The sequence below is a fragment of the Streptomyces sp. NPDC057963 genome (assembly GCF_042887155.1).
GTDB lineage: Bacteria > Actinomycetota > Actinomycetes > Streptomycetales > Streptomycetaceae > Streptomyces.
The window spans coordinates 26,201-49,850 of record NZ_JBHVPX010000031.1 but is presented as its reverse complement, the minus strand read 5'-3'; the positions used below and the strand labels follow the sequence as shown (position 1 = coordinate 49,850).

The 23,650-nt window shown below is 70.7% G+C and carries 17 protein-coding genes and 1 pseudogene; 12 read left to right on the top strand and 6 right to left on the bottom strand.

What is annotated here, in order from left to right; translation table 11 throughout:
- Positions 1-36 precede the first annotated feature (36 nt).
- The 3 genes from ACFVT1_RS37170 to ACFVT1_RS37160 all read right to left on the bottom strand — a co-directional run bounded on the left by ACFVT1_RS37170 (position 37) and on the right by ACFVT1_RS37160 (position 4,166).
- A complete protein-coding gene (locus ACFVT1_RS37170) occupies positions 37-2,070 on the bottom strand; it encodes a M4 family metallopeptidase (protein WP_389804188.1) in 2,034 nt (677 codons plus the stop codon).
- A 207-nt stretch (positions 2,071-2,277) separates the two neighbouring features.
- Positions 2,278-2,463 (bottom strand): hypothetical protein, encoded by a 186-nt coding sequence (locus ACFVT1_RS37165; RefSeq protein ID WP_389804185.1) that lies wholly within the window; start codon positions 2,461-2,463, stop codon positions 2,278-2,280.
- A gap of 671 nt (positions 2,464-3,134) precedes the next feature.
- On the bottom strand, positions 3,135-4,166 hold the full coding sequence (locus ACFVT1_RS37160) for an alcohol dehydrogenase (RefSeq protein ID WP_389804182.1): 1,032 nt from the start codon (positions 4,164-4,166) through the stop codon (positions 3,135-3,137).
- Between the two features lie 787 nt (positions 4,167-4,953).
- On the opposite strand from ACFVT1_RS37160, the gene ACFVT1_RS37155 reads away from it, so the two are divergent.
- Entirely contained in the window at positions 4,954-5,760 is an 807-nt protein-coding gene (locus ACFVT1_RS37155; RefSeq protein WP_389804179.1) for an SDR family oxidoreductase, read from the top strand.
- Between the two features lie 36 nt (positions 5,761-5,796).
- Positions 5,797-6,681 carry a helix-turn-helix transcriptional regulator gene (locus ACFVT1_RS37150; protein WP_389804214.1) on the top strand — a complete coding sequence of 295 codons (885 nt, stop codon included), beginning with the start codon at positions 5,797-5,799 and terminating at the stop codon, positions 6,679-6,681.
- A gap of 125 nt (positions 6,682-6,806) precedes the next feature.
- On the opposite strand, the pseudogene ACFVT1_RS37145 reads toward ACFVT1_RS37150, so the two are convergent.
- A pseudogene (locus ACFVT1_RS37145) lies at positions 6,807-8,684 on the bottom strand (ABC transporter ATP-binding protein); the annotation flags it as partial.
- Positions 8,681-10,582: an ABC transporter ATP-binding protein gene (locus ACFVT1_RS37140; protein ID WP_389804176.1), complete on the bottom strand. Its 1,902-nt coding sequence runs from the start codon at positions 10,580-10,582 to the stop codon at positions 8,681-8,683. The gene ACFVT1_RS37140 and the pseudogene ACFVT1_RS37145, both read right to left, overlap by 4 nt.
- A 185-nt stretch (positions 10,583-10,767) precedes the next feature.
- Here ACFVT1_RS37140 and ACFVT1_RS37135 point away from each other — a divergent pair, with 185 nt between their 5' ends.
- From ACFVT1_RS37135 to ACFVT1_RS37120, 4 genes are read left to right on the top strand one after another with little or no spacing between them, the layout of a single operon-like run.
- On the top strand, positions 10,768-11,670 hold the full coding sequence (locus ACFVT1_RS37135; protein WP_389804174.1) for an ABC transporter ATP-binding protein: 903 nt from the start codon (positions 10,768-10,770) through the stop codon (positions 11,668-11,670).
- A 1-nt stretch (position 11,671) separates the two neighbouring features.
- Positions 11,672-12,448 carry an ABC transporter permease gene (locus ACFVT1_RS37130; protein ID WP_389804171.1) on the top strand — a complete coding sequence of 259 codons (777 nt, stop codon included), beginning with the start codon at positions 11,672-11,674 and terminating at the stop codon, positions 12,446-12,448.
- A gap of 57 nt (positions 12,449-12,505) precedes the next feature.
- The gene (locus ACFVT1_RS37125; RefSeq protein WP_389804168.1) at positions 12,506-13,795 is read left to right on the top strand and encodes a sensor histidine kinase; all 1,290 of its coding nucleotides are present in this window, start codon (positions 12,506-12,508) and stop codon (positions 13,793-13,795) included.
- Between the two features lie 22 nt (positions 13,796-13,817).
- On the top strand, positions 13,818-14,468 hold the full coding sequence (locus ACFVT1_RS37120; protein ID WP_389804165.1) for a response regulator: 651 nt from the start codon (positions 13,818-13,820) through the stop codon (positions 14,466-14,468).
- 3 nt (positions 14,469-14,471) lie between these two features.
- Here ACFVT1_RS37120 and glgX read toward each other — a convergent pair whose 3' ends face one another.
- Positions 14,472-16,709: a glycogen debranching protein GlgX gene (gene glgX / locus ACFVT1_RS37115; RefSeq protein WP_389804162.1), complete on the bottom strand. Its 2,238-nt coding sequence runs from the start codon at positions 16,707-16,709 to the stop codon at positions 14,472-14,474.
- A gap of 153 nt (positions 16,710-16,862) precedes the next feature.
- Between glgX and ACFVT1_RS37110 the strand changes: the two genes are divergently transcribed.
- From ACFVT1_RS37110 to ACFVT1_RS37085, 6 genes are all read left to right on the top strand, one after another.
- On the top strand, positions 16,863-18,086 hold the full coding sequence (locus ACFVT1_RS37110) for an Ig-like domain-containing protein (protein ID WP_389804159.1): 1,224 nt from the start codon (positions 16,863-16,865) through the stop codon (positions 18,084-18,086).
- A 260-nt stretch (positions 18,087-18,346) separates the two neighbouring features.
- The gene (locus ACFVT1_RS37105; RefSeq protein ID WP_389804156.1) at positions 18,347-19,591 is read left to right on the top strand and encodes an Ig-like domain-containing protein; all 1,245 of its coding nucleotides are present in this window, start codon (positions 18,347-18,349) and stop codon (positions 19,589-19,591) included.
- Positions 19,592-19,679: 88 nt separating this feature from the next.
- Entirely contained in the window at positions 19,680-20,447 is a 768-nt protein-coding gene (locus tag ACFVT1_RS37100) for an enoyl-CoA hydratase/isomerase family protein (protein ID WP_389804153.1), read from the top strand.
- 251 nt (positions 20,448-20,698) lie between these two features.
- Complete coding sequence (locus ACFVT1_RS37095) at positions 20,699-21,214, top strand: ATP-binding protein (protein ID WP_362204916.1); 516 nt, start codon at positions 20,699-20,701, stop codon at positions 21,212-21,214.
- Between the two features lie 368 nt (positions 21,215-21,582).
- Positions 21,583-22,401 carry a polysaccharide deacetylase family protein gene (locus ACFVT1_RS37090; protein WP_389804150.1) on the top strand — a complete coding sequence of 273 codons (819 nt, stop codon included), beginning with the start codon at positions 21,583-21,585 and terminating at the stop codon, positions 22,399-22,401.
- On the top strand, positions 22,401-23,594 hold the full coding sequence (locus ACFVT1_RS37085; RefSeq protein ID WP_389804147.1) for a beta-propeller fold lactonase family protein: 1,194 nt from the start codon (positions 22,401-22,403) through the stop codon (positions 23,592-23,594). Before ACFVT1_RS37090 ends, ACFVT1_RS37085 begins: the two co-directional genes overlap by 1 nt.
- Positions 23,595-23,650 lie beyond the last annotated feature (56 nt).

Genomic DNA, 23,650 nt, shown 5'->3' with positions numbered 1-23,650 from the left:
GGACCCGGCTCGGGTGGTGCAGAGGGCACAGTCGGATCAGAAGGTCAGCTTGAAGCTGTTGATCTTTCCGGTGTCGCCCGAGTAGAGGTCCTGGACCTTCAGCTTCCAGGTGCCGTTGGCCGCCTTGGAGGAGGCGTCGACCGTGTAGGTGGTCTGGACGTTGTCCGCCGAGTCGCTGGACGAGGCGTTCTTCAGCCGGTAGGCCGTGCCGTCCGGGGCGAGGAGGTCGATGACCAGGTCACCGCGCCAGGTGTGGGTGATGTCCACGCCGACCTTGAGGGTGCTGGGCGCGTTGCCCGTGCGGCCGGTGACGTTGATCGAGCTGGTGACGGCCGAGCCGTGGTCCGGGATGGCGACCGCGGTGGAGTTCTCGAAGACCGTGCCGCCGGGGTCGGTGCCGCCGCCGGGGCGCGGGCCGACGTTGATGCCGGCCCAGGCGTCGGCGACGGACTTGTACTCGGCGCTGGTGGTGCCGTACAGCTCACCGGCCGCCGCGAGGGTGCCGGTACGGGCCGACGCGTAGTTCGTGGTGGAGGTGAACTTGGTGGTGAGCGCCTTGTACCAGATCAGCGCGGCCTTGTCCCGGCCGATGCCGGTCACCGGCAGCCCGTCGGAGGTCGGGGAGTCGTAGGAGACGCCGTTGATGACCTTGGCGCCGCTGCCCTCGGAGAGCAGGTAGAAGAAGTGGTTCGCCGGGCCCGAGGAGTAGTGGACGTCGACGTTGCCGATACCCGAGTACCACGCGTCCTTGGACATGCCGTCCCTGCTCGGCTTGTCCTGGTAGCGCAGCGGGGTGCCGTCGCCGTTGATGTCGATCTTCTCACCGATGAGGTAGTCGCCCTTGTCGGTGGCGTTGTTGGCGTAGAACTCGACCGCGGTGGCGAAGATGTCGCTGGTCGCCTCGTTGAGGCCACCGGACTCACCGCTGTAGACCAGGTCGGCGGTGGCGGAGGTGACGCCGTGCGTCATCTCGTGCGCGGCCACGTCGAGGGCGGTCAGCGGGTGCGCGTTGCCGTCGCCGTCGCCGTAGGTCATGCAGAAGCAGCTGTCGTCCCAGAAGGCGTTGACGTAGTTGTTGCCGTAGTGGACGCGGGAGTACGCGCCGACGCCGTCGCCCCGGATGCCGGTGCGGCCGTACACGTTCTTGTAGTAGTCCCACGTCTCCGCGGCGCCGTAGTGGGCGTCCGCGGCGGCGGTCTCCGAGTTCTGCGGGGTGCCGTCGCCCCACACGTCGGTGGACTTCGAGTACAGCGTCCCGGTGCCGGAGCTGCCGTGGTTCAGGTTGTACGTCTTGTGGTTGCCGCGGCCCGTGTCGGTCAGCGTGTACGACGGCGCGGTGCCGAGGGTGACCTGGCCGCTGTACTCGGTGTTGCCGGTGCCGTTCTCGATGCCCTGCCACTCGTACAGCTTCGCGCCGGTGGTGGCGTCGGTGATGACGTGCAGCTGGTTCGGGGTGCCGTCCTCCTGGAGACCGCCGATGACGGTCTCGTAGGCGAGCTGCGGCTTGCCCTGCGCCATCCAGACCACCTTGCGGGGTGCCCGGTCGGCCGCGGTCTTCTTGGAGCCGTCGGCCTTGGCGAGTCCGAGCGCCTGCTTCTCCGCCGTGGCGGGTGCGACGTCGGCCGACGTGTCCACGGCCTTCAGCTGGGCGCTGGAGACCTTGGACGCCTTGGTGACGCTCTCCGTGGCCCCGGCCTTGGTCTCCTGGACGACCAGGTCGCCGCCGAGCACCGGAAGTCCGGCGAAGGTGCGCTCGTAACGCGTGTGCGTGGTGCCGTCGTTGTCCTGGACGACGTCCTTGACGACGAGCTTCTCCTGAGAGCCGAGACCGAGGTCCTTGGCCGTGGCCGCCGTGCTCGCGCCGGCCTTGCGGATCAGCTCGGCGCGCTGGGACGGGGAGAGCTGCTTGGCAAGGGCGCCGTGGTCGGCGCCCGCGGCCGCCGGCAGCGCTGCGGTGGCGCTGCCGGGGGTGGCGGTGGCCGTACCGGCCTGGACTCCGACGGCGAGGAGGGCTGCTGCGGCTATCAGAGCGCCGGTCGCGGTGGCACGACGGCTGGGCGTGGATCTCACGCGGACTCCTTCTGCGAGGGGGGTACCGGCGGCAGGTGGCCGTCGGGAGAACGAGAAGTGCGCAGAACGGGGTGAAGAGTGTCAGCCGGAAGACGGTTCTGTCAGGACCGCGTCAACAAGTTGGCCGGAAGTCGTCCGTTGCCGGAAAGGTCATGTTCGTTAAGCGGACGTTTCGCCGATCATCACCGCGATGACGTCCAGCGTCCTTCACAGGCCGAATTCGAAGAGTGCGTCGAGGCCGAGCTCGAACCCATCGTGTTCGAATGGACGGGCGAGGAACGGGCGGTCGATCCTGGCCGAGATGACGTTGAACTGTGGCTCATTTCTTACCATCCGCTTCGCTTCGGAGAGCCCGGTGCGCTGCCGCGCCCGCGCCTCCACGCCGGTGCCCATGGCGAGTCCCGAGACGTGGACGCGTGGGACGAGAGGGATGTGAGGCCTCGTATGCGGCGGCGGCCCGGTGCCCGCCGGGGCGTGCGGCACCCGCTCCGGGTACCGCGGGACGCCGGCGGCCGGGCGGAGGAAATCGCGGCGTACGTCACCCACGGATGGCGTCCGTACACCGACCGGAGCCACCGGGCGGCGAGTTCCAGCCCCGACCGCCGACCCCCGACCCCCGACCGCCGACCGCCGGGCACCGTGCCTCTCGGGCGGTCGGGCGGTCGGGCGGTCGTGCGGACGGAGGTCACGCGGTCGCCCGGGGCGAGGTCGCCGGAGGCGATCCGGCTGCGGAGTCGGCCGGCGATGCCGGGACGGGGCGGCTCGCTCTGCGCGAGCGCACCGTACTGGCGCACCGGAACGCCGTACGTCCGGAGGGCGCACGGGACATGACGGGCCGTACGGGACGGCCCGGACATGCACCGCGGTGATGTACGCGGTATGCGGTGTGCGGTGCACGCGGCACGGCTGCCGTGCTCCAGGCGGGGCCTTGCGTTCCGGCGGGGCTTCAGGACCGTGTGTCCCGGTGGAGCCTCGGGACCGTGCTTCCCGGCGGGGACGTGCCGGGGGAGTGGCGGCGGCCGCGGTGGAGCCGGTCGCTCCTGCGCGGGGCGGGGCGGGGCGCGTCAGCCGGTGGTGAGCACCATCCGGAAGCGGGCGGCGCCGGACATCATCTTCCGGTACGCCTCGGTGGCCCCGTCCAGCGGCACGGTCTCGGTCATCGGGCGGATCCCGTGCAGGGCGCTGAACGCCAGGGTGTCCTGTACGTCCTGCGCGGTGCCGGACGGGTGGCCCCGGACGACCCTGCCGTCCATGATCAGCTGGGCCGGGCTGATTCCCAGCGGCTCGGGATCCACGCCGATGACCACCAGCTCACCGCGTGGCGCGAGCCCTTCCACGGTCGCCGTGATGGCCGCGGAGTTGGCGGCGGTGGCCAGGACGACCTTGGCGCCGCCGAGGGCCTGGAGCGCGTCCGCGACGGGGGTGCCCGCCGTGCTGTCGATGTAGTGGTGCGCGCCGAGCTCCTTGGCGAAGTCGGCCTTGGCCGCTCCACGGGCGATGGCCACGGTCTCGAAGCCCATGGCGGCCGCGTACTGCACCCCCAGGTGGCCGAGGCCCCCGATGCCGAGCACGGCGACCAGGTCGCCCGGCCGGGCGGAGCTGCGCCGCAGCCCGTTGTACGTGGTCACGCCCGCGCAGCCGATGGGCGCCGCGTCGGCCGGGGCCAGCGCGTCGGGGATCCGGGCCAGGGCGTCCGCCGGCGCGATCACCCTCTCGGCATAGCCCCCGTCGTACGCCCAGCCGGGGATCTTCAGGTTCCGGCACACGATGAAGTCGCCCTGCCTGCAGGGCGTGCAGTGGCCGCAGCTGCCGCCGAACCAGCCCACCGCCACGCGGTCGCCCACCTGCCAGGCGTCCCGCGTCCCCTCACCGAGCTCCTCGATCCGCCCGGCGATCTCATGCCCGGGGACCAGCGGAAACCGTACGCCCGGAAGCGCGGCGTCCACGAAGAGGGCGTCGCTGTGGCAGATCCCGCAGGCGTCCACGGCCACCCGCACATGGTGGGGGCCGGGCTGCGGCACCTCGCGCTCGACGATCTCGAACGGACCACCGGCGGTGGTGACCTGCGCGGCTCGGTAGACCTGGGGGACGCTCATCTGGATCTCTCCGGGATACGGGTGGACGGCCCCCGGAACCAGCAGATCAGCTCCGGCCCGATCGCGCACGCCGGGCGGGGCAGGCGAGGGGCGGGCACGCGCCCCGCCGTCCTGCCCCGTCGCCGCCCCGCGCATCCGCCGGGACCGAGGACTTCGCGCCCGTCTAGGTTCCACCTTCTCGTGCGCACTGACTCCAGCGGAGATACCGGATTCCGCGCGAAGTGAGCACTGCGGGTGCCGGTCCTCCATGCGCATTAGGCGCCCAGCTGGGCAGGGCGCCTGTCGCAGTCAGTGACGACTTCTCGCGGGCCGTCGCCTGCCTACCTGTCGAGATCGACTCCGAAACGCCGTGCCGAGACAGCGGCGCTCGGTCCGCCCGTCTCGTTCAATACGAAAACCCCCTGGACGCGTATGACCAGTGGCGGTCGGCACCGGCGACTTCCCTGCGGCGAAACTGTGCAAGGAAGAGCTGGGTGGACCAGCGGCCATCCCATGCCCGAATCCGCAACTCAGCCCCAACACGGCCTGCACGACCCCGAAACGATCAACCGGGAATCAAGCCGGTGGATCCGGGGTGAGTCAGCGCACCAGGCAAGGGGGGCTCTCCCAGTACCTGTATCACCAGGGTCTCCCAGCCGTCCCAAACGCCTGTCAACCTGGTTGAGTCGAAAGCGCCGACAACGCTCCATGGACGCGCACTGAGGCTTTACCCCATCAGTTAAATTCAGCTGCCCCGAATGCGCGACCGTGTCGGCGCATTCTTTCACGGCAGAAGGGACGGAGACCAATGGCGGACAACCAATTCACCACTCACACAGAACTTTTCGATCTGAGTGGGAAGTACGCCCTTGTCACTGGCGGCACCAAGGGCATTGGGATGATGGTGGCGCGCGGCCTTCTCCAGGCGGGCGCCCGCGTCGTCATCAGCTCACGCAAGGCAGACGCGTGCGCGGAGGCACAGCATCTACTGTCTGAATTCGGTGACGTTCAAGCAGTCCCCGCCGACCTGTCCAGGCACGACGAGTGTCAGCGCCTCGCTGATCTTGTCAAGGCCGACTCGGAACGCCTGGACATCCTTGTCAACAACGCGGGAGCGATGTGGCGCGAGCCGCTGGCGACGTTCCCGGACGAGGCCTGGGACACAGTGATCGACCTCAACCTCAAGTCGCCGTTCTGGCTGGTGCAGGTGCTGCTCCCCGCACTTCGCAGGGCAGGCACCGCCGATGATCCCGCGCGGATCATCAACATCGGCAGTATCGCCGCCATCCACGTCGCCCAGTCGCCCAACTACTCGTACGCCAGCAGCAAAGCGGCACTCCATCAACTCACCAGAGTGCTGGCCAGAGAGCTGGGCCCACAGCACGTCACGGTGAACGCGGTAGCACCGGGAGTGTTCCCATCGCGGATGATGGCGTCCACGCTCGATGCCATCGGCGACACGATCGCGGCGGCGGCCCCTCTGCGCCGGCTCGGCCGCGACGACGACATGGCGGGTATCGCCGTGTTTCTCGCCAGCCGGGCCGGGTCCTACCTCACGGGCACCATCATCCCGGTGGACGGCGGCATCGCGACGACCGCATCAGGTACCCCTTAGGCTGCGGGACGGGCTTACGGTGAGGGGATGGCCACGATGGATCCACGCACCGAGATACGGGAGTTTCTCAGCTCGCGTCGCGCCCGCATCGCACCGGAGCAGGCGGGCCTGCCCGCTTACGGCGGCAACCGTCGGGTCAAAGGTCTGCGCCGCGAGGAGGTTGCGCTACTGGCGGGGGTATCCGTCGACTACTACGTGCGCATGGAGCGCGGCAGCCTCGCCGGTGCCTCCGATGGCGTGCTCGACGCGTTGGCCTCTGCCTTGCAACTCGACGAGGCCGAGCGCGACCACCTGTTCCACCTCGCGCGCCAATCCAGGGCGCCCAGTGGCCCACGCCGGCGTAGGCCTGCCGTGACGGTGCGCTCGACGCTGCAGCAGGTGCTCGACGCGATCTCCGATGCGCCGGCCTGGATCGGTAACGGCCGTTATGACGTGCTCGCCATGAACCAACTCGCTCGCGCGCTGTATTCACCGGTGCTGGCCGACCCGCGACGGCCCGCGAACACAGCGCGGTTCGTCTATCTGAGCCCCGAGGCGGCCGGAGACTTCTTTGTCGACCACGACCAAATTGCCGGTGACGTGGCCGCGAAGCTACGCATGGAAGCCGGCCGCAATCCGCACGACGAGGAGCTGATCGCCCTAGTCGGCGAACTGTCAACGTGCAGTGAGCTATTTCGGCAGCGGTGGGCATCCCAGGACGTGCGGCTGCACCGGTCCGGCCGCAAGCGTGTGCGCCATCCGATCGTGGGCCGGCTCGATTTGGACGTCGAGTCCCTGGAACTGCCCGCCGAACCCGGCCTGCGCCTCAACGTCTACACCGCACCCACGGGCACACCGACCGCTGACAATTTGGCGCTCCTGGCGTCGTGGGCGGCCACCCAACAGACGCTGGCGACCGAGCTCGAAGCACACAACGGATAGTCCAACCCCTTCAGTCGTTGGTTACCGTGCGGAGTCAGTGCGCACAGCTCCTTGGGATTGTGCATTCAGTGCGCATTTCACGGGTACAGTGCGCACCGAATCGCGGAACCTACAGCCCGCCCCCGTCACGCCAGGCTCTCCCGCCACGCGCGGTGGAGGCCGGCGAAGCGGCCGGTGCCGCCGATGAGTTCGGACGGGGCGCCGTCCTCCACGATGCGGCCGTGTTCCATCACCAGGACCCGGTCCGCGATCTCCACGGTCGACAGGCGGTGGGCGATCACCACCGCGGTGCGGCCGTGGAGCACCGTGTCCATGGCCCGCTGCACCGCCCGTTCGCCGGGAATGTCCAGGGAGCTCGTCGCCTCGTCGAGGATCAGCACCGACGGGTTCGCGAGCAGGGCCCTGGCGAACGCGACCAGTTGGCGCTGACCGGCCGAGATCCGGCCGCCCCGCTTGCGCACGTCCGTGTCGTACCCCTCGGGCAGCCCGGCGATGAAATCGTGTGCGCCGATCGCCTTGGCGGCCTGCTCGATCTCCTCGCGGGTGGCGTCCGGGCTGCCGATCGCGATGTTCTCCGCGACCGTCCCGGAGAACAGGAAGGCCTCCTGGGTCACCATCACCACCCCCCGCCGCAGCTCGGGCACGGCCAGATCCCGCAGATCGGTCCCGTCGAGCAGGACCCGGCCCTCGGTCGGGTCGTAGAAGCGGGCCAGCAGCTTGGCGAGCGTCGACTTGCCCGCGCCCGTCGAACCGACCACCGCCACGGTCTGGCCGGCCGGGACCGTCAGATCGAAGCGGGGCAGCACCTCGCCGCCCGTCCGGTAGGCGAAGCGGACCGAGTCGAAGACGACCTCGCGGCCCGGGTGCGCACCGGTGAGCGCGGGCAGCTCGACCGGATGCGGCGTCTCGGGGACGGAAGGGGTCTGGGCCAGCAGGCCCGCGATCTTCTCCAGTGAAGCGGCGGCCGACTGGTAGGAGTTGAGGAACATGCCGAGCCGGTCGATCGGGTCGTAGAGGCGGCGCAGATAGAGCACGGCCGCGGCCAGCACACCGAGCGCCAGGGTGCCCGATGCCACGCGGTACGCACCCCACAGCACGATTCCGGCGACCGCCGTGTTGGCGACCAGCCGGGAGCCGACGACATAGCGCGCCATCTCCAGCATCGCGCCGCCGTTCGACTGCCGGTGAGCGTTGTTGAGGCCCTCGAAGTGCGCGTCGTTGATGTGCTCGCGGCGGAAGGCCTGGACGGGACGGATGCCGTTCATCGACTCGGCGAACTTCACGATGACCGCGGCGATCGCCGTCGACCGCGCCGCGTAGAGCACCCCGGCCCGCTGCTGGTAGAGCCGTACCAGCAGATACAGCGGTACGAAGGAGAGCACCGCCACCGCGCCGAGACCGAAGTCCAGCCAGAGGAGCACCAACGAGATGGACACGAAGGACAGGACGATGCCGATCAGCTCCTGCAGCCCCTCGCTGAGCAGCTCCCGCAGCGATTCCACATCCGTGGTGGAACGGGAGATCAGCCGGCCCGAGGTGTAGCGCTCGTGGAAGTCCACGCTCAGGGCCTGCGCGTGGCGGAAGATCCGTCCACGCAGATCGAGCAGCACGTCCTGGTTGATCCGGGCGGAGGCCATGATGAACGTGTACTGCATGGCCCCGGCGACGGCCGAGCACAGCGCGTACCCCACGGCCACCGCGATCAGCGGTCCGTAGTCCTTGTCCCGGAAGGCGGGCACACCGCTGTCGATGGCGTACGCGACGAGCAGCGGGCCCGCCTGCACCGCCGCCTGCTGGATCAGCAGCAGCAGCGCCGACACCAGCACCCGGCCCCGGTGCGGCCGGAGCAGCGACATCAGCAGGGCGCGTGTCGCACCATGGGGGGTGGGCAGATCGTCCCGGTCGAACCGGTCCCCGGCACCGTCGGGGGAAGACGCGTCCCCGGGTTTCTTCCGCGCGTCGCGCCGCCGGTCGGAGGGGCCGGTCGTCGTCGTACTGGTCATCGGGTACGGCCCTTCTCGGCAGGGACGTCCGGCACGAGGCGGTCCTCGCCGGACAGGTCGGGGAAGGCGTCCACGGCGCAGGCGCCCTCCCGCGCGCCGGTGGCGCCCGACATCAGCCACGCGTACTCCGCGTTGCCGCGCAGCAGTTCCTGATGGGTGCCGACCGCGGTGATCCGCCCCTGCGACAGCAGCGCCACCCGGTCCGCGAGCATCACGGTGGACGGCCGGTGCGCGACCACGATCGCCGTCGTCTCCTCCAGCACCTGCCGCAGCGCGGCCTCCACCAGCGTCTCCGTATGCACATCCAGGGCGGAGAGCGGATCGTCGAGCACCAGGAAGCGGGGCCGGCCGACCACGGCGCGGGCCAGCGCCAGCCGCTGCCGCTGCCCGCCGGAGAGGCTGAGCCCCTGCTCGCCGACCTGGGTGCCGATGCCCTCGGGCAGGTCGTACACGAAATCGGCCTGCGCGACGGCGAGCGCCCGCCGCAACTCGTCCTCCCCGGCGCCCTCGGCGCCCATCAGCACGTTCTCCCCGACGGTCGCCGAGAAGAGCGTCGGCTCCTCGAAGGCCACGGACACCAGCTTGCGCAGCTCCTCCCGGGGCATGGCGGTGATGTCCCTGCCGTCCAGCGTGATCCGCCCCCCGGTGGCCTCGTGCAGCCGCGGCACGAGAGCGGTGAGCGTGGTCTTCCCGGAACCCGTGGCCCCGACCAGGGCCATCGTCTCGCCGGGGCGGACGCGCAGATCGATCCGGGACAGTACGGGTACGGAACCGGGCGCCGCGTCGGGGTAACGGAACTCCACGCCCTCGAAGACCATGTCGCCGCGGCCCGGCCCGTCCGCGGCTTTCGAGACGTCCGCGGAGGTGTCCTGCGGGGCGTGGCCGCCGGCGGCGTCCGTGTCCTCCTCCTCGGCCACATCCATCACCTCGAAGAACCGCTCGGTCGCCGTCGCCGACTCCTGGCTCATCGCCAGCAGGAAGCCGATCGACTCGATCGGCCACCGCAGGGCGAGCGCCGTCGAGAGGAAGGCGACCAGGGTGCCCGCCGAGAGCCCGCCGTCCGCGACCTGGACCGTGCCGAGGACCAGCGCCGCCCCGATGGCCAGCTCGGGGAGCGTCGTGATGACCGCCCAGATGCCCGCGAGGAGGCGCGCCTTGCCCAGCTCCGTGCCGCGCAGCCGCTGCGAGAGGGCACGGAACGAGAGGGACTGGCTGCGGTGCCGGCCGAAGCCCTTGATGATGCGGATGCCGAGCACGCTCTCCTCGACGACCGTCGTCAGATCACCGACCTGGTCCTGCGCCTTGCGCGCCACGACCGCGTACTTCGTCTCGAAGACCGCGCAGAGAATCACCAACGGCACGACCGGGGCGAGCAGCACCAACCCCAGCGTCCACTGCTGCATCAGCAGAATGACGAAACCGACCAGGATCGTCGTGCCGTTGACCAGCAGGAACGTCAGCGGAAAGGCCAGGAACATGCGCAGCAGCATCAGGTCCGTGGTCCCGCGCGACAGCAACTGCCCCGACGGCCAGCGATCGTGGAACGCCACCGGCAGCCGCTGCAGATGCCGGTACAGGTCGGCCCGCATCGCCGCTTCGACCCCGGCCAGCGGCCGGGCCACCAACCACCGGCGTATCCCGAAGAGTACGGCCTCGGCGATGCCCAGCAGCAGCAGGTACAGCGCTCCCAGCCAGACGCCCCCCGGGTCGCGGTCCGCCACCGGGCCGTCGACGATCCACTTCAGTACGAGAGGGATCACCAGGCCGATGCAGGAGGCGACGATCGCGACCAGTGCGGCGCCGAACAGACGGTTCCGCACCGGCTTCACATAGGGCCACAACCGCAACAACGAGCGTGCGGTGGACCGTTCCTTGGGCTCTGCATGTTCTTCGGGCATCACCGGCGAGCCTACGTTTCACCACGGACATCGCTCATGTGGTTTTTCGGCCGACCGGGGGACGGAGCCCCGGACCGGGTCCCGTGGGACCCGCAGGTCGTACCCCGTATCAACCGATCGGCCGATGCGGCTTCGAGCGCGATGGCCGATGGTGCGCCGGTCCCCGCGACGCGATGCTCGTGGGCATGGCAATCATCGAAGTGAGCGGGGTGCGCAAGGCCTACGCCGGGCGCCCCGCGGTGGACGGAGTGAGCTTCGCCGTCGACGAGGGGGAGATCTTCGGGATCCTCGGCCCCAACGGGGCGGGCAAGACCACCACCGTCGAGTGCATCGAGGGGCTGCGGGTCCCGGACGCCGGTACGGTCCGCGTGGCCGGCCTCGACCCCGTCGCCGACCACGGCCGGGTGACCGGGCTGCTCGGCGCCCAGCTCCAGGAGAGCGAGCTCCAGCCCAAGCTCACCGTCGCCGAGGCGCTGGAAATGTACAGCGCCTTCTACCCCGCCCCCGCCGACTGGCGCGCGCTGGCCGAACGGCTCGGTCTGCACAACATGTACGGCACCCGGTTCGCCAAGCTGTCCGGCGGCCAGAAACAGCGGCTGTCCATCGCACTCGCCCTGGTCGGCAACCCCCGGGTCGTGGTCCTCGACGAGCTGACCACCGGTCTCGACCCGCGGGCCCGCCGGGACACCTGGAAGCTGATCGAGGACGTACGCGACAGTGGCGTGACGGTCCTTCTGGTCACCCACTTCATGGAAGAGGCCAGACGGCTCTGCGACCGCGTCGCCGTGATCGACAAGGGCAAGGTCGTCGCCCTGGACACCCCGGCCGGACTGATCGGCCGGGCCGACGGCTCCACGGTCATCTCCTTCACCCCGTCACAGCCACTGGACGGCACCGACCTGGGCGCGCTGCCCGGCGCGGTCTCCACGGAGCGGAAGGACGGCCGGATCGTCATCCACGGCACCGACGAGACGGTCAACGCGGTGATCTCGCTGCTCGCCCTCCACCGCATCACCGCACACCAACTCCGCGTCTCCGAGACAACGCTGGACGACGCCTACCTCGACCTCACAGAACAGGCGGCCTGAGATGACCACGGCGAACCCGGCCACGGCGACGGACAGGCCGACCCCCTGGGCGGCCGTGCTCAGGACCGAGACGCGGCTCTTCCTCCGCGAACCAGGCGCCCTGTTCTGGGTCGTCGTCTTCCCGACCGCGCTCCTGACGATCCTCGGCCTCATCCCCTCCTTCGGGGAACACAAGGACGAACTCGGCGGCCGACGCGTCATCGACCTGTACGTACCGGTGGCGGTCCTGCTCGCCATGATCATGTCCGGGCTCCAAGCCATGCCGCCCGTCCTGACGGGCTACCGCGAGCGCGGGATCCTGCGCCGCATGTCGACCACGCCGGTGCCGCCGTCCGCCCTGCTCACCGCGCAGATCGCGCTGCACGGCGCCGCGGCCCTCGGCTCCGCCGCGCTGGCCATGGCCGTCGGCCGGATCGCCTTCGGCGTCGCACTGCCCGGACAGCCCTTCGGGTACGTCCTGGCGCTGCTCCTGGCGACGGCGAGCGTGCTGGGCCTCGGCGCACTGCTCTGCGCACTCTCCCGCACCACCAAGGCCTCCGCCGCCGTCAGCTCGGTCGTCTACCTCGCGATGATGTTCACCGCCGGGGTCTGGATCCCGGTGCAGACCATGCCCGACACCCTGCGGCGCATCGTCGAGGCCACCCCGTTCGGCGCGGCCTCCCAGGCACTGGACCGGGCGGCGTCCGGCGGCTGGCCCGGCTGGGTGCAGCTGGGCGTCATGGCGCTCTGGGCGGCCCTGGTGACTCTGCTCGCGACCCGCCTGTTCCGGTGGGAGTGAGCGCGGTTGCGGGAAGGCGGGCGGACACACGCACGGGGAAGCGGGGAGACTTCACCCATGGACACGGGGGATGCAGCAAGGACGGCCGCCACCGGACCGACGACGGCCGCGCAGTGGTGGGAACGGTTCTTCCGGTACGGGCCGTACGGTCTGCTGGGCCTGGGCACCGCGGTCTCGGCGGTGTCCGCCCCCCTCATCATGTCCCGCTCGGACGTGCACGTCGCCGCGGCGCTGGCCCCGGCGGCGCTCGTCCTCCAGCTCTGGTGGGGGCGGGTCCGGCAGAGCGTTCCCCCGAAGTCGCGGGCGGCGCAGTTCTACTTCGTCGTCCGCACGGTGCTCGCCCTCGGACTGACCGAGTGCAACCCGTTCTTCTCCATGTTCGCGGTTCTCGGCTACTTCGACGTCGGCCGCCTGCTTCCGGACCGGGCCGTCAGAGCCGGGCTGCTGGCCACCGCCGTCATCATGGCGGGCTCGCAGTCCGGCAGCGGCCTCCCGCCGGCCGACCTCGTGAACTGGGTCGCCTTCGGTGTCCTCTTCGCCCTGCACGCGACCCTCACCATGGTGTTCGCCCAGATCGGCGACCGGGAGGCCGAGCAGACCCGCGCCCGGGTCGACACCATCACCGCCCTGGAGACCGCCAACGCCCGCCTCGAACAGGCCCTCGCGGAGAACGCCGGCCTGCACGCCCAACTCCTCGTCCAGGCCCGCGAAGCGGGCGTCGCCGACGAGCGCCGACGGCTCGCCGCCGAGATCCACGACACGCTCGCACAGGGCCTGACCGGCATCATCGCCCAGCTCCAGGTGGTGACCTCGGTCGCCGGCAACGACCCGGCCCTGGCCCGGCAGCACCTCGACCGCGCCGCCGCCCTCGCCCGGCACAGCCTGGGCGAGGCGCGCCGCTCGGTACATGACCTGGTCCCCGCCGCCCTGGAGCACGACGACCTCCCCGGCGCGCTGAAGAAGACGGTCACCGGCTGGGGGGAACACCAGGGGATCCGGGCCGACTTCACCGTCACCGGTACCGTCGAGCCGGTCCACGACGAGATAGCCGCCACCCTGCTCCGCATCGCCGAGGAGGCCCTCGCCAACGCCGGCCGCCATGCCGGCGCCTCGCGGGTCGGCATCACCCTGTCCTTCATGGGCGACGAACTCACCCTGGACGTACGGGACGACGGCCGCGGCTTCGACCCGGCCGCCCTGCCGCCCTACCGCCGCGGCGCGGGCGGTTTCGGGCTCGGCGGCATGCGGGCCCGCGCCGAACGCGTCGCGGGCACCGTCGAGGTGGAGACCGAGCCGGGCCGCGGCACGGCGGTCTGCGCCCGGGTGCCCCTGGTCCGGCACAGCTGACGACCAGTACGGTTGGCCTGCCATGACTGAGGATCGCGCACGCGTCATCACACTCGTCGTCGTCGACGACCACCCCGTCGTACGGGACGGTCTGCGCGGCATGTTCGATTCCGATCCGGGGTTCCGGGTCCTCGGGGAGGCGTCGAACGGGGTGGCGGGCGTGGACCTCGTGGCCCGGCTCGACCCCGATGTCGTCCTGATGGACCTGCGGATGCCGGGCGGCGGCGGAGTCCCCGCCATCGCCGAACTGGCCGGACGCGGAGCCCGGTCCAAGGTGCTCGTCCTCACCACGTACGACACCGACTCCGACACCCTCCCCGCGATCGAGGCCGGCGCGACCGGCTATCTGCTCAAGGACGCGCCGCGCGACGAGCTGTTCACCGCCGTCCGCGCCGCCGCCGACGGCCGCACCGTGCTCTCCCCCGCCGTCGCCTCCCGCCTCGTCTCACGGGTGCGCACTCCGTCGGCCCCGGGCAACGAGTCGCTGTCGGCCCGTGAGCGCGAGGTGCTCGAACTCGTCGCGAAGGGCACGTCGAACCGTGAGATAGCCGCCGAGCTGTTCATCAGCGAGGCCACCGTGAAGACCCACCTCACCCATGTCTTCGCCAAGCTGGGCGCCAAGGACCGGGCCGCCGCCGTCGCGATCGGCTACGACCGCGGCATCCTCGGCTGACGCTCACTCCCCGACCCGGAGCAGCAGCACCGACCTGGCCGGCACGGTCAGTGTCCCGTCACCCGGGTGGACGGTGCCGGGAGCCGCGGCCTGGTCCTCCCGCGAGGTGTCCAGGACCAGTTCGTAGCTCTGCGCCCACGGCGGGCCGGGGAGCCGGAAGCCGCTCGGCCGGTGGTCCGCGTGCAGGATCGCCAGAAAACTGTCGTCCGTGACGGGTTCGCCGTGCGCGTCCCGGCCGGGGATGTCGCGGCCGGAGAGGTAGAGCCCGACCGTCGCGGCCGGTGCGTACCAGTCCCCCTCCGTCATCTCCGCACCCTGCCGGGTGAACCACGCCAGGTCCCGCAGCCCGTCCGCCGCCTGCGCCCGCCCGGAGAAGAAGGCGCGGCGGCGCAGCACCGGATGGGTGCGGCGCAGGGCGAGGACCCGGGAGGCCAGCTCGGTCAGCGCCCGCCACTCGGGCCGGTCGAGCAGGGACCAGTCCAGCCAGCCGACCTCGTTGTCCTGGCAGTACGCGTTGTTGTTGCCGCGCTGTGTACGGCCCATCTCGTCGCCCGCGACCAGCATCGGCACGCCCGTCGACAGCAGCAGTGTGGTCAGCAGGTTGCGCAGCTGGCGGCGGCGCAGCGCGTTGACGGCGGGATCGTCGCTCTCGCCCTCGGCGCCGCAGTTCCAGGCCCGGTTGTCCGAGGTGCCGTCCCGGTTGCCCTCGCCGTTGGCCTCGTTGTGCTTCTGTTCGTAGCTGACCAGGTCACGCAGGGTGAAGCCGTCGTGCGCGGTGACGAAGTTGACCGAGGCGTACGGCCGCCGGCCGCCCCACGCGTACAGATCGCTGGACCCCGTCAGCCGGTAGCCGAGATCCCGTACGTCGGGCAGGGCACCGCGCCAGAAGTCCCGTACGGCGTCCCGGTAGTGGTCGTTCCACTCGGTCCACAGCGGAGGGAAGGCGCCGACCTGGTAGCCGCCGCTGCCGACGTCCCACGGCTCGGCGATCAGCTTCACCCGGCGCAGCACCGGGTCCTGGGCGATCACCGCGAGGAACGGGGAGAGCATGTCGACGTCGTGCATCGAGCGGGCCAGCGCGGCCGCCAGGTCGAAGCGGAAGCCGTCGACGCCCATCTCGGTGACCCAGTAGCGCAGAGAGTCCGTGATCAGCCGCAGGACGTGCGGCTGGACCACGTGCAGGGTGTTGCCGCAGCCCGTGTAGTCCGCGTATCTGCGGGCGTCGGGCTGGAGGCGGTAGTAGCCGCGGTTGTCGATGCCGCGCAGCGACAGCATCGGGCCCAGTTCGCCCGCCTCCGCCGTGTGGTTGTAGACCACGTCGAGGATCACCTCGATCCCGGCGCCGTGCAGGGCCCGTACCATCCGCTTGAACTCGCCGACCTGCTGGCCCGCGGTGCCGCTGGCCGAGTAGTCGGCGTGCGGGGCGAAGTAGCCGATGGAGTTGTAGCCCCAGTAGTTGCGCAGGCCGCGCCGGAGCAGATGGTCCTCGTGGGCGAACTGATGCACCGGCAGCAGCTCGACCGCCGTGACCCCGAGCCGCCGCAGATGCCCGATGGCCGCGGGATGGGCGAGACCCGCGTAGGTGCCCCGCAGCTCCTCGGGGATCTCGGGGTGCAGCTTGGTGAAGCCGCGCACATGCAGCTCGTAGATGACGGAGTCCGCCCACGGGGTCTTGGGCCGGCGGTCCTCGGCCCAGTCGTCGTCGTCATGGACGACGACGCCCTTGGGGACGTACGGAGCGGAGTCCCGTTCGTCGCGCACGGTGTCGGCGACCTGCTGGTGGGGCCAGTCCCTCACATGGCCGTACACCTCGGCCGGGAGGGTGAACGAGCCGTCCACGGCGCGCGCGTACGGGTCGAGGAGCAGCTTCGCTGCGTTCCAGCGGGCACCGGTCCAGGGGTCCCAGCGGCCGTGCACCCGGTAGCCGTACCGCTGACCCGGCCGTACGCCCGGCACGAAGCCGTGCCAGATCTCATGGGTCAGTTCGGCCAGCGGGAGGCGCCTCTCGCCTCCCTCCTCGTCGAAGAGGCAGAGCTCGACGGCCTCCGCACCGCCCGCCCAGAGCGCGAAATTGGTGCCCGCCACCCCGTCCGGGCCCACCCTGAAGCGGGCCCCGAGCGGCGTCGGGGCGCCCGGCCACACGGTGGCCGGCCCGGCCGTCGGCGCGCTCCGCCGCCCCGCCGGCGCCCCGGTCTCCCGCACCGCTTCCTGTACTGACTCCTGCTCGGCTGCGCTCGACACCTGCTCGCCTCCCGCGGCTCGTGGGGACCGGCACCGAAGAGGAGCGCACGGCGTCCCGGCCGCGGCCCTCCGAGTGTGGTCCTCCCCCCTGTTCTGCCCACACCGGCGCCGGGACTCACGTTTCCCCCGACCGGCCCCCGTCGTTGGGGGGACGTGAACCACGTAGCGAAGAGGGCGGTGGCGAACTCGGCCGCCGTGCTGACATGGGCAGGACTACTCACCGTGCCGGCCCTCCTGAGCGGCTGCACCGGCGCCGGTTCGGTCTTCAGCGGGAAGGCGCACTCCCCGCAGGACACGATCCTGATCACCCCGCGCGACGGGGCGAGGGACATCGGCCCCGACGACCGCCTGGAGGTGGAGGTCCCCGACGGGCGGCTGGAGAACGTCGAGGTGAAGCGGACCGAGGACGCGCGGAGCCAGGAGGTGACGGGCCGGATCGCGCACGACGGTCTCTCCTGGTCACCCCGGGGGAGGACGGGCCGGCTCGGGCTCGCCGCCAAGTACAGCGTCGACGTGGTCGCCGTGGACGGCTCCGGGCACCGCTCGGCCCGCCACACGACGTTCACCACGGTGGTCCCCGAACACCGCTTCATCGGTTACTTCAAGCCGGAGAACCGCTCCACGGTCGGCACCGGAATGATCGTCTCCTTCACCTTCAACCGCCCGGTCAAGAACCGCGCGGCCGTGCAGAGGGCCATCCGGGTGGCCTCCGTTCCGCCGGTCGAGGTGGTGGGGCACTGGTTCGGCGACAGCCGCCTCGACTTCCGCCCCGCCGCCTACTGGGTGCCGGGCACCGAGGTCACCGTGGCGATGGGGCTGCGCGATGTGGAGGGCGCGCCGCACGTGTACGGCACCCAGGACAAGAAGGTCGTCTTCACGGTGGGCCGTTCCCAGACGTCCCGGGTCGACGCGGCGGCACACACCATGGAGGTACGCCGCGACGGCCGGCTCCTCTCCACGGTTCCGATCACGGCGGGCTACCCCGGTATGGAGACGTACAACGGGAAGATGGTGGTCAGCGAGATGTACGACGTGACCCGGATGGACGGCCGCACGGTCGGGTTCGGCGGGGAGTACGACATCAAGGACGTCCCGCACGCCCTCCGGCTCACCGGCTCCGGCACGTTCCTGCACGGCAACTACTGGTCGGACGACGACGTCTTCGGCTCGGCCGACGTCAGCCACGGCTGTGTCGGGCTGCGCGACGTGCGGGGCGGCGGCAGCGACACCCCGGCCGGCTGGTTCTTCGACCGGACGCTCGTCGGCGATGTGGTCGAGGTCGTCAAGTCCAAGGACAAACAGGTCGCGCCGGACAACGGTCTCGGAGGCTGGAACCTGGACTGGAAGCGGTGGAAGGCCGGCTCCGCCCTCCGCTGACGCCCCGTCGGATCGCCCGGGTCTGTCCGGCGTACCCGCTCGTGGACGGGCCCTCGCCCGGCGCCGTCGCGCCCGTACCCCGTGCCACCTGGAGAAGTCCCCGGAGGAGTTGGGACTGAACGGTGACATTCCGCGGGGTCATTTCCTCACGGCCGGTGTGATTATCTTTCGCTGAGCGCGCATGTGCAGCGCGCGGGGGAGGGGGCCGAGGGCCCCCAGGGCCTTGGCGGGGCCGGGCCGTGTGAGGGGAGACGAGCACATTGAACGGGCAGCCGATATCGGGGGCATCGGCCGGAGCGGACAGCGGGCGGCGTGGACATGGGGCCACCGGACTGCTGGCTCTGGGACTGGGTGCGATGCTGATGCTGGTGACGGCGTGCGGCGGGGGAGACGACGCCGGCAGCGCGGGCAAGGGCGGGGCGAAGGTGGGCGACACCGCCGCCTCGCAGGCCGTGGTGGCGGTCGTGCCGAAGGACGGGGCGGACTCGGTCGCCACCAGCGGAGCGCTGAAGATCTCCGCCGAGCAGGGGAAGCTGACGACGGTCAAGGTCGCCGGCCCCAAGGGCGCCGAGGTCGAGGGCCGGATCGCGGCGGACGGCGCGAGCTGGACGCCGGACCAGCATCTGGCCGCGGCGACCAAGTACACGGTCCACGCGGTCGCCAAGGACGCGAAGGGCCGTGAGTCGGCCAAGGACACCAGCTTCACGACGCTGGTCCCGCAGAACACCTTCATCGGGCAGTACACCCCGGAGGACGGTTCCACGGTCGGCGTCGGCATGCCCGTCTCGATCCACTTCACCCGCGGCATCACCGACCCGGCCGCGGTCGAGAAGGCCATCAAGGTGACTGCCGAGCCCTCCGTGCCGATCGAGGGCCACTGGTTCGGCAACGACCGCCTCGACTTCCGCCCCGCGGACTACTGGGCCGCGGGCACCAAGGTGAGCGTGAAGCTCAACCTCGACGGTGTCGAGGGGCGTCCGGGTGTCTACGGCAAGCAGGCCAAGACGATCTCCTTCACCGTCGGCCGCCGGCAGGTCAGCACCGTCGACGCGAGCACGCACCGGATGAAGGTCGTCCGCGACGGCAAGCAGATCAGGGACATCCCGATCTCCGCGGGCGCCCCGGCGACCACCACGTACAACGGCCAGATGGTCATCAGCGAGAAGCTCAAGGTGACCCGGATGAACGGTGACACCGTGGGCTTCGGCGGCGAGTACGACATCAAGGACGTGCCGCACGCCATGCGGCTGTCCACCTCGGGCACCTTCATCCACGGCAACTACTGGGGCGGCTCCGGCGTCTTCGGCTCGGCCAACACCAGCCACGGGTGCGTCGGCCTGCAGGACGTGCGCGGCGCCTGGAGCAAGAAGACCTCGGCGGCCTGGTTCTTCGACAACTCGCTCATCGGCGACGTCGTGGTCGTGAAGAACTCGAAGGACCGGACCATCCAGCCGGACAACGGTCTCAACGGCTGGAACATGTCCTGGTCGGAGTGGACCAAGTAGTACCCGTCGCAACCGGACACGGGCGGGCCCGGTGCTGTGACCAACAGCACCGGGCCCGCCGTCGTTAGCGCCGGTTAACCTGCCTCCCATGACCGTAACCCTCGAAGTGACCGACGGCGTCGGCACGATCCTGCTGGACCGTCCGCCCATGAACGCCCTGGATGTCGCCACCCAGGACCGGCTGCGCGCACTCGCCGAGGAGGCCACCCGGCGCGACGACGTGCGTGCCGTGGTCCTCTACGGCGGCGAGAAGGTGTTCGCGGCGGGCGCGGACATCAAGGAGATGCAGGTGATGGACCATACGGCGATGGTCGTACGGTCCAAGGCGCTCCAGGAATCCTTCACCGCGGTGGCCCGGATCCCCAAGCCCGTCGTCGCCGCGGTCACCGGCTACGCGCTGGGCGGCGGCTGCGAGCTGGCGCTCTGCGCCGACTTCCGGATCGTCGCCGACAACGCCCGGCTGGGCCAGCCCGAGATCCTGCTCGGGCTGATCCCCGGCGCGGGCGGCACCCAGCGCCTCGCCCGGCTGGTCGGCCCCTCCCGGGCCAAGGACCTGATCTTCACCGGCCGCCACGTGAAGGCCGAAGAGGCCCTGACGATCGGTCTGGTGGACCGCGTGGTGCCCGCCGCCGAGGTGTACGAGCAGGCGCACGCCTGGGCCGCCCGGCTGGCGAAGGGGCCGGCCCTCGCGCTGCGCGCCGCCAAGGAATCCGTCGACGCCGGTCTGGAGACGGACATCGACACCGGGCTCACGATCGAGCGGAACTGGTTCGCGGGTCTGTTCGCCACCGAGGACCGGGAGCGCGGAATGCGCAGCTTCGTGGAAGAGGGTCCGGGCAAGGCCAAGTTCCTCTGACTGACAGTCAGTTGGGCACGGGCTGACGCGGGTTCATCCGTGCGGGCGGATTGGCTGGGCCTTGAGGGAGCCTTGGGGCCCAGCTCTCCGAAGGGGCGGACAGTTCCCCTCGGGCGCCGCATTCATGCAGGTCAGCATGGGTGCGGGGAGCCACGCTCTGCCAGTGGCATATGCCTGTCGACCTCTGGGGAAGAGTGCGTTCCGGGGTGCGGATTCCCGCGGAACGGCCCCGGAGCGCCCGCCTTGCGGCCATGATGGTGTGCATGGCGGGCCTGGAGGGTGTGGAACAGCCGCGACCGCACAGCGGCGCGACAGCGGCACGCTGGATGCCGACCGTCGAGGACGAACAGGCGTTCAAGGCGCTGGAGTTGTTCGGAAATCCGGCGGAGGGCGAAGTCCGGCTGCCCTCCCGCCCGGAGTCCGCGGCCACCGCCCGGCGGCTGACTTCGTGTGTGGTGCTGCGTCAGTGGGCGCTCTCCCCGCAGACCGCCGAATACGCCGTACTGCTCGTCTCGGAGCTCGTCGGCAACGCGGTGCGGCACACCGGTGCCCGGGTCTTCGGGCTGCGGATGCTGCGCCGCCGCGGCTGGATCAGGATCGAGGTGCGCGACCCCTCGCGCGGACTGCCGTGCCTGATGCCCGTCCGGGAGATGGATGTGAGCGGGCGGGGGCTCTTCCTCGTCGACAAGCTCTCCGACCGGTGGGGCGTGGATCTGCTGCCGCGCGGCAAGACGACCTGGTTCGAGATGCGCACCTCCGACCGCTGATCCCCGACCGATCCCCGGTGGCGCGTGCCCGGGACGCACAGAAGCCCCCGGTCCGCCGTGGTGGGGCGCTTCGGGGGCTGCTGTGTGGGGGCCGTGACATGGGGGGTGTGTTCACGGCCGCTTGTGACGACCGGGCTCGGGTCGATGCGGTCGTGTCACCGACTATGGCAGACGGGCGACCTCTCCGCCAAAGGTGCAAACAGGGCATTTATCTACTTAGCAGGGCATTCCTTAGGTGAATCGCAGGTGTTATGGGTCACTTGCCTGGAAAACCATGAATATTTATGGGATTCGTTGAGTGATTCATTCGCGTCGCCCATAAGGCTGAATTGTTATCCCCCATTCATTTCGCCCCTATTGTTCTGCGCATGAACGCCTCCGACGCACCGGTGCACCGCCGCAGCGCCCTGCGCGCGGGAGCAGGGGCCGCCCTCGCCGGCGCCCTGACCGCCGGCTGCGCGGACCGCGGCGACACCGCCGGTACGTCGGCCAAGACCGTCACGGCCGCGGCGAGCCCGAAGAAGGACTCCGCGACCACCGGACCCCCGGCCCCGCGCCCCGCGCCCGCCCCGCGCCGCTTCCCCGGACAGCCGGTCCAGATCGAGCACGGCCCCCGCGACCGCGGCCGCGTCGCCCTCACCTTCCACGGCCAGGGCGACCCCGCCGTCGCCCGGACCGTACTCGCCGAGGCCGAACGGGCCCACGCCCGGATCACCGTCCTCGCCGTCGGCAGCTGGCTCGACGAGCACCCCGAAATGGCCCGCCGCATCCTCGACGGCGGCCACGACCTCGGCAACCACACCCAACGCCACCTCGACATCTCCACGATGGGCGAGGCCGAGGCGTACGCGGAGATCACCGGCTGCGCCCAGCGGCTGCGCCGGCTCACCGGCTCCATCGGCACCTGGTTCCGCCCCTCGCGCACCCGGTACGCCACCCCGCTCGTCCAGCGGCTCGCCGCCCGTGCGGGCTACCCGCACGTCCTCTCGTACGACGTGGACTCCCTCGACTTCACCTCTCCCGGCGCCGCGGCCGTCACCCGCAAGGTGACCGGGGAGATCCGCAACGGATCGGTGGTGAGCCTGCATTTCGGCTACGCGGACACGGTCGCCGCCCTGCCTCTCCTCCTCACCGAAATCGACCGCCGCCAACTGCGCGCGGTGACGACCACGGAGCTGCTGACCTGATGCTTCCCTCCACCAAGCACACCGCGGCCCTGCTCGGGGGCGTCCTCCTCGCCGTCCTCACCGGCTGCGGCTCCCCCGCCGGGAAGGGGAGCGGCGAGGCCGTCGGCAGTGAGGCCGCCGCCCCGCCCGTCGAGACGGAACGCGCCGCACCGCCCGTGCCGCCGGGGCTGCCCGGCATGCCGCCGGTGCTCGACGCCAAGGACGTCTACGCGGCCGACCGGCCGGGGAAGCTCTCCCCGGTCGTCAAGGACTTCCCGTCCCGGGTGTACGTCCCCAACACCAACTCCGACACGGTGTCGGTGATCGACCCGGCGACGTACAAGGTCATCAGGACCATCAAGGTCGGCCGCCAGCCGCAGCACGTCGTCCCGTCCTGGGACCTGAAGACCCTCTGGGTCAACAACGACATCGGGGACAGCCTCACGGCCATCGATCCCGCCACCGGGAAGGTGGGCCGCACGGTGCCCGTCTCCGACCCGTACAACCTCTACTTCACCCCGGACGGCACATACGCCGTGGTGATGGCCTCGATGGACCGCGAACTGGTCTTCCGCGACGCCCACACCATGAAGACGGTCAAGACCCTCCCGGTCGCCTGCGCGGGCGTCAACCACGCCGACTTCTCCACGGACGGCCGGTACTTCATCGTCTCCTGCGAGTTCTCCGGCGAACTCCTCAAGGTCGACACGGCGAAGATGAAGGTCGTCGGCCACCAGAAGCTGCCCTTCAAGGGCGCGATGCCGCAGGACGTGAAGCTGTCGCCCGACGGCGGCACGTTCTACATCGCGGACATGATCGCCAACGGGGTGTGGGTGCTGGACGGGAAGAAGTTCACCACCCCCAAGCTGCTGCCCACCGGCAAGGGCGCCCACGGCCTCTACGTCAGCCGCGACTCCAAGGAGATGTACGTCTCCAACCGGGGCGAGGGCTCCATCTCGGTCTTCGACTTCGGACAGCGCAAACTGGTGAAGAAGTGGCGCCTGCCGGGCGGCGGAAGCCCCGACATGGGCGGAGTCTCGGCCGACGGCAAGGTCCTCTGGCTGAGCGGGCGCTACAACTCCGAGGTGTACGCGATCGACACCGCCAGCGGCAAACAGCTCGCCCGGATCCCGGTCGGCAGCGGCCCGCACGGACTCGCGGTCTACCCGCAGCCGGGCCGCTACTCGCTCGGCCACACCGGCGTCTTCCGCTGACGGTCCGGCGTCAACACTCCGCCGGACACGCTCGCCTTCGGGTGACACTCCACGGC